Source organism: Nostoc sp. JL33, from assembly GCF_017114985.1.
Lineage (GTDB): Bacteria > Cyanobacteriota > Cyanobacteriia > Cyanobacteriales > Nostocaceae > Nostoc.
The window spans coordinates 1-6,035 of the sequence record NZ_JABXKP010000005.1; the positions used below are offsets into that span (position 1 = coordinate 1).

Below are 6,035 nucleotides of genomic sequence, written 5' to 3' on the forward strand. Positions count from 1 at the left end.
GCCATCGTTTACCTCTAGTCTTGATTCTTTCCTGCTCTCTATTTTACGGTTCTATTGTCAAACCTACGGCTTGATTCAGTTAAGGAGTGTTTCGCTTTTAACCCTCGATTCATCTCACCGCCCTCACGAAGTGTAGCGAAGCTTCACCGTTCCGGTGTGGCGGGAGCATTCTCTCGGAATTTAGGTAACTTTGACTACTTTGATTATTTTCTCAATTGCTCTAAATAAACGGCAACCTGATCATAATCCTGTTAGATTTTTGTTAAGAATAGTTACAACTTCTTAACACAAGGGAATATTTTTTATGGTAGCTTCACTTCAGAATAATGCACCACATGAGGTTGTAATTATTGGTGGTGGCTTTGGTGGACTGTATACAGCAAAGACTCTTGCAAAAGCAAATGTAAATATTACTCTCATCGATAAACGTAACTTTCACCTATTTCAGCCACTTTTATATCAAGTTGCGACAGGTACGCTATCACCTGCTGATATATCCTCACCATTGCGATCTGTACTCAGGAAAAGCAAGAATACACAAGTGTTGTTGGGAGATGTAAATAATATTGATCCAAAAGCGCAACAAGTTATTTTGGATGATAAACTAGTACCTTATGATACATTAATTGTCGCCACAGGTGCTAACCATTCCTATTTTGGTAAGGATAACTGGGAAGAATTTGCTCCTGGCTTGAAAACTGTTGAAGATGCCATAGAAATACGTCGCCGGATATTTTCGGCATTTGAAGGAGCAGAAAAAGAAACTGATCCGGAAAAACGTCGTGCTTTGTTGACCTTTGTGCTTGTGGGGGCAGGCCCTACTGGTGTAGAATTAGCAGGTGCGATCGCAGAGTTGGCATACAAAACGCTCAAAGAAGATTTCCGCAATATCAAGACCTCAGAAGCGAGAATTTTACTATTGCAAGGGGGCGATCGCATCCTCCCATACATTGCGCCAGAGTTATCGGAAGTAGCAGCAGTATCTTTGCAAAAGTTGGGTGTGGTTATCCACACTAACACCAGAGTGATAAATATTGAAAATGACACCGTTACTTTCAAGCAAGGCAATGAAGTTAAAAAAATTCCCTCAAAAACTATATTGTGGGCAGCAGGTGTAAAAGCTTCCACAATGGGGAAAGTCCTCACAGAACGTACAGGTGTAGAGTGCGATCACGCCGGACGTGTGATTGTAGAACCGGACTTAACTATCAGGGGTTATAAAAACATTTTTGTAGTGGGAGATTTAGCCAACTTCTCCCATCAAAATGGTAAACCCTTACCTGGTGTGGCACCCGTAGCCACACAACAAGGGGAGTATGTAGCTAAACTCATTAAACGACGGCTTAAAGGTCATACTTTGCCACAATTTCATTACAACGACGTGGGTACTTTGGCGATGATTGGGCAAAATTTAGCTGTTGTAGATTTAGGCTTAATCAAACTCCAAGGTTTCGTTGCTTGGGTATTTTGGCTACTAATTCACATCTACTTCTTAATCGAGTTTGACACTAAATTGGTAGTAGTAATTCAGTGGGCGTGGAATTATATCACTCGTAATCGTCGCTCTAGATTGATTACAGGCCGAGAAGCTTTTGTAGAAGCAAAAACTGTTAACAATAGCGTGCAACAGCCTTCTGTGACACCACTGTAACTTCAGGTATCACAGCATTAACGATGGTACAAGGCGTTGATGATAAAACTCATGCTGTACACTCGACAAAATACTCAGCGCACGATGGACTGCTGAAGGCGATCGCGGCCCAGCTTATGCAATTTAAATGTGGAACAGCTTAGTCATAGTTGATGATCGGTTCCCACCTGTTTAACTTCGGTCGTACCTTTTGGTTCAGTTACCGGACGTTCGTTATTCCGTCGTGCGGCGCGAACGCTCAGATAAGTTAACCAAGAAGGCGACCAGGCTGAGTGACTGTCCTTGCCAAATGCCCGCTCTTTGCCAATTCCACCCGGTTCTGGTAAGAGGTGATTTACCAAACCGAATAGATTGGTACTTAGTAATTCATTGAATTGAAAACAACTCAAACACCAACAGTGAGGCGATCGCTAATTTCCATTTCCAGAACTTCTTCAATGTGTTGAATTGTTGCCCAAGACAGTTGCTTACCCGATGCACTAACGTTTTCTTGTACCTGTGCTGGTTTGCTTGCACCGATGATGACGCTACTAATTTCAGGATTGCGTAAGCACCAGGTAAGCGCCAATTGGCTCAGGCTCAAACCTTCTTGCTCGGCAATGGGCAACAGTCGCTGTACCTTGAGCAACTGTCGTTGATCTAGTTCCCCATTAGTTAAAAACATATTTTGTTTGGGGTCACTTGCCCGTGAACCTTCGGGTAAGGATTGACCGGGTTTGTATTTACCAGTCAGTAGTCCTTGCGCTAAGGGTGAGTAATTGATTATGCCAATCCCTTCTCGACGGCATAGGGGTAACACTTCTTTTTCGATTGTGCGATCGCACCTTGATTAATTCTTGAAATCTACTTTAGAAAACTTTGATGGCTAGGTTGTCTTTCATCAGGAAGAGAACCTAGCCATCAATAGGTGAACTTATAATAAAAACTCTTATAGCCAAAGCTCAATAAGAAGCTTTTTACTCCTTCGTTCAACCAAAAAATCAGGATTATAGCGTCGCTTCCGATTATCCAAAGTGTAAAAAATGCTCCGTGGCTGACTTTGGTATGAGAGGACATCTGGATCAGTTTCCAGCAGGTACATATAGCCCCTCTCAATTAGAGACTTATACCAAATCCCTGTCTGCATTTTGAAGCTGGAAAACAGACCGATATTTTTCTTGCTGTGCGAGTTAGTAATTTTTCTAACTGGCTTGGCCACCTTACACCTGTCCTTTTTTTCTCCAGCCTCAAGAGCTTATCATATCCCATTGAGGGCTAAGTGGGGTATAAAGTATAAGTCACTCAAATATATCCCAAGGAGCACCCATTAATATCCCATATAATGATAAAATCATCATCCAATCTTAATTATATTGGGAGATATATAGCTCTCATATAGCACCCATTAACAATTTTTGAAATCTATCAACATGGTTCGCCAGCCGCTAACAGAGGGTTTCCCGACTTGAAGGGACTGGCGATAGCGTAGCGTTAACGAGTCATCAAGCGTCACCCGTAGGGGTTAAAAACTAGACTCCATCGACTGCAAATACTGAATTTGGGGAGGTAATTGAGGTTGAGTAATTTCCAGGTGGTGGAGATAGTAGTTCATCCGCGTCAGTTGGGGACAGAAGCCTTGGTCAGAGGTTTAGGGACTTCCAAATAAAATAAATACCCCAAAAACTGGCAAAAAACTCTTTCCTCCTCATTCCTCTGTGTTCTCTGCGCCTCTGTGGTAGCCTGCGGCAAGCCCTTCGGCTTGGTGCAGTCGAGGAAAGGGGGAAACCCCCTGTTCCCGCGCTGCTTCACCGCTCCGCGTCTACGTTTATTTGAGTAATTTATTTCTTGGAAGTCCTTATTCCGCAAGCAGGGCATAGCCTACTTCATTTATCCAAAATGAGAATGAAATTTAGCTAAGGTGAGTTTGCAGACATACTGCTGTATGCAATACGCTATAGTTTGGTGGACATCTTGAAGAATATGCGGAGATTTGATCATGACGGCTGCCACTACGTCCCAGGTTCCTGTTGAAGCCTCAATCCGTCCGGCAGAACCCTGCTGTATCGTTATCTTTGGAGCAGCAGGAGATTTAACCAAGCGTCTGCTGCTTCCCGCCCTTTATAACCTCAAACAAAGCAATTTGCTGCCGCAGGAATTTGCGTTCGTTGGAGTTGCACACACTCCAATGAGCCAGGAGGATTTTCGCAGCAAGCTTGCCCAAGACATTCATGAGTTCGCAACGGTTCCCGTAGACGAGAAGCTCTGGCAACCGCTTGAGCAGCGATTGTACTATCTTGCCGGGGAGTTTCAGTCAGCTGAAACTTACCATCAGTTGCAGGATTTACTCACTCAAGTCGATCAAGACTGTGGCACTCAGGGAAACTATTTGTTCTACCTGGCAACTGCCTCTAACTTCTTTTGCGACATCATTACGCAGCTTGGCGCGGCAGGATTAGTCCGCTCAGACAACGATCACTGGCGGCGAGTCATCATCGAGAAACCCTTTGGACACGACTTGGACTCGGCTCGTGCCCTGAATAAGTCTATTGGTGCTGTCCTTGAGGAAAAACAGATTTATCGCATTGATCACTACCTGGGCAAAGAGACTGTACAAAACATTCTGGTGTTTCGGTTTGGTAATGGCTTGTTTGAACCGATTTGGAATCGTGAACATATTGATCACGTACAGATTACCGTAGCCGAAACGGTTGGAGTCGAAGGCAGAGGCAACTTTTATGAAGGTACAGGCGCAGTCCGGGACATGGTGCAAAACCATCTGTTTCAACTGCTGGCAATAACGGCAATGGAACCGCCGATCTCGTTTTCAGCCGATGAGGTGCGTGATGAAAAGTCAAAACTATTGAAGTCCATTATTCCGCTCACTGCTGAAACTGTGCGAACTCATACTGTACAAGGACAGTATGATGCGGGAACGAGCAAGGATACGCAAGTGCCTGCTTATCGATCAGAGCCACGAGTTGCATCAGACTCTACCACTGAAACTTATGCTGCCTTAAAGCTGAACATTGACAACTGGCGGTGGGCAGGGGTGCCATTTTATCTACGAACCGGCAAGCGTTTGGCTAAACGCGTGACTGAAATTGCAATTCAGTTTAAGCAAGTACCTTCACTATTGTTTCGCCAAACGTCGATTGAACACCTCACGCCTAATTTCTTAACCATCCGCATTCAACCAGAGGAAGGAATTCACCTCCAATTTGGTGCAAAAGTGCCTGGCCCCGCCATGAAAATGGATGCGGTGGAAATGGACTTTTGCTACACTAATTACTTTGGCACAATATCAAGTACTGGCTATGAAACTTTGCTGTACGACTGCATGATCGGTGATGCAACTTTGTTTCAGCGAGCAGACAACGTAGAACTGGGCTGGAGCGTCGTCACTCCCATTCTGGAGGCTTGGGCAACCACACCACCTGAAAACTTCCCCAACTACGCAGCTGGCTCATGGGGGCCATTGGCAGCAGATGATCTGTTGGTGCGCGATGGTCGGGAGTGGCACAGAATTAACCCATGATTCTTGCCGAAGATATTGGTGGCATCAATACTTGCTTGGCTTTCTTTGAACTGAAAGGGAAGTTTCTCAGGGATTTCCAAACAATAATATCAGGTTCGGTTAAACACTTATAATATAGCGATTCTCGTTTGGATGTAATACAGTCTGACCTCTCTTCTTTTAGGAGAGAGGCTTTGAATCTTACTCCCCAACAAAGCTCCACAAATGTTGGGTTTCGTTCCTCAACCCAACAAAGCTATTTTTTACAAAGCCAAGCGTATTGTATTATAAGTAATCGCCCGAACTTGATATAAGTAGAACGAGGTGAAAAAACCAAACTGTGTAAAGATAAGTAAATACATATAATGTGTCTACCGAGGTAACAGAGATATGGGCAGCCGGTTAAGGGTCTTTCTGGCTCCAGAACAAGATAAAACTCTTTTCAACCTGAGAACGGCAGATGTACCGCAGAAAGTGAAAGACAGAGCAGAAGTGATTAGATTGAGCGCAAATGGTTGGTATGTAGAGAAGATAGCGGCTCACTTTAATTGGACTGCACAAACGGTGCGAGAAGTTTTGCATAAGTGGCAAAAGCTAGGGATGGAGGGGCTTTGGGAAAAACCAGGGCGAGGAGGAAAACCAAGATGGGCGGAAGCTGACATAGTGTTTTTAGAAGAATGTTTAGAGAAAGAACCACGTACATATAACAGCGTTCAATTAGCCCAAAAATTAGAGCAAGAACGCTCAATAAAATTAAGTCCTGACTGGTTAAGGCAGGTACTAAAAAAAAGGGGGTGATTTGGAAACGAACGAGAAAAAGTCATAAAGGAAAACAAGATCCGGTAGTACAACAAATCAAACAAGCAGACTTAGAAATGCTGGAATTGTCTG

At 44.0% G+C, this 6,035-nt stretch carries 4 protein-coding genes and 1 pseudogene; 3 read left to right on the forward strand and 2 right to left on the reverse strand.

Features of this window, described 5'->3' with window-relative positions; all coding sequences use genetic code 11:
- The first annotated feature begins 304 nt into the window (after positions 1-304).
- On the forward strand, positions 305-1,651 hold the full coding sequence (locus HWQ23_RS00145; protein ID WP_292822761.1) for an NAD(P)/FAD-dependent oxidoreductase: 1,347 nt from the start codon (positions 305-307) through the stop codon (positions 1,649-1,651).
- 143 nt (positions 1,652-1,794) lie between these two features.
- On the opposite strand, the gene HWQ23_RS00150 is transcribed toward HWQ23_RS00145, so the two are convergent.
- Both HWQ23_RS00150 and HWQ23_RS00155 read right to left on the reverse strand, forming a co-directional pair.
- Positions 1,795-1,992, reverse strand: coding sequence for a hypothetical protein (locus tag HWQ23_RS00150; RefSeq protein WP_292822762.1), 198 nt, complete (start codon positions 1,990-1,992; stop codon positions 1,795-1,797).
- A 44-nt stretch (positions 1,993-2,036) separates the two neighbouring features.
- Positions 2,037-2,462, reverse strand: a complete 426-nt coding sequence (locus tag HWQ23_RS00155; RefSeq protein WP_365740288.1) for an aldo/keto reductase — start codon at positions 2,460-2,462, stop codon at positions 2,037-2,039.
- Between the two features lie 1,164 nt (positions 2,463-3,626).
- On the opposite strand from HWQ23_RS00155, the gene zwf reads away from it, so the two are divergent.
- The gene (gene zwf, locus HWQ23_RS00160; RefSeq protein WP_292822764.1) at positions 3,627-5,165 is read left to right on the forward strand and encodes a glucose-6-phosphate dehydrogenase; all 1,539 of its coding nucleotides are present in this window, start codon (positions 3,627-3,629) and stop codon (positions 5,163-5,165) included.
- Between the two features lie 369 nt (positions 5,166-5,534).
- Positions 5,535-6,035: pseudogene (locus HWQ23_RS00165) on the forward strand (helix-turn-helix domain-containing protein); the annotation flags it as partial.

Bases quoted from the DNA above. Each gene is read 5' to 3' on its own strand.
- HWQ23_RS00145 (WP_292822761.1), top strand. From the start codon at position 305: ATGGTAGCTTCACTTCAGAATAATGCACCACATGAGGTTGTAATTATT.
- zwf (WP_292822764.1), top strand. From the start codon at position 3,627: ATGACGGCTGCCACTACGTCCCAGGTTCCTGTTGAAGCCTCAATCCGT.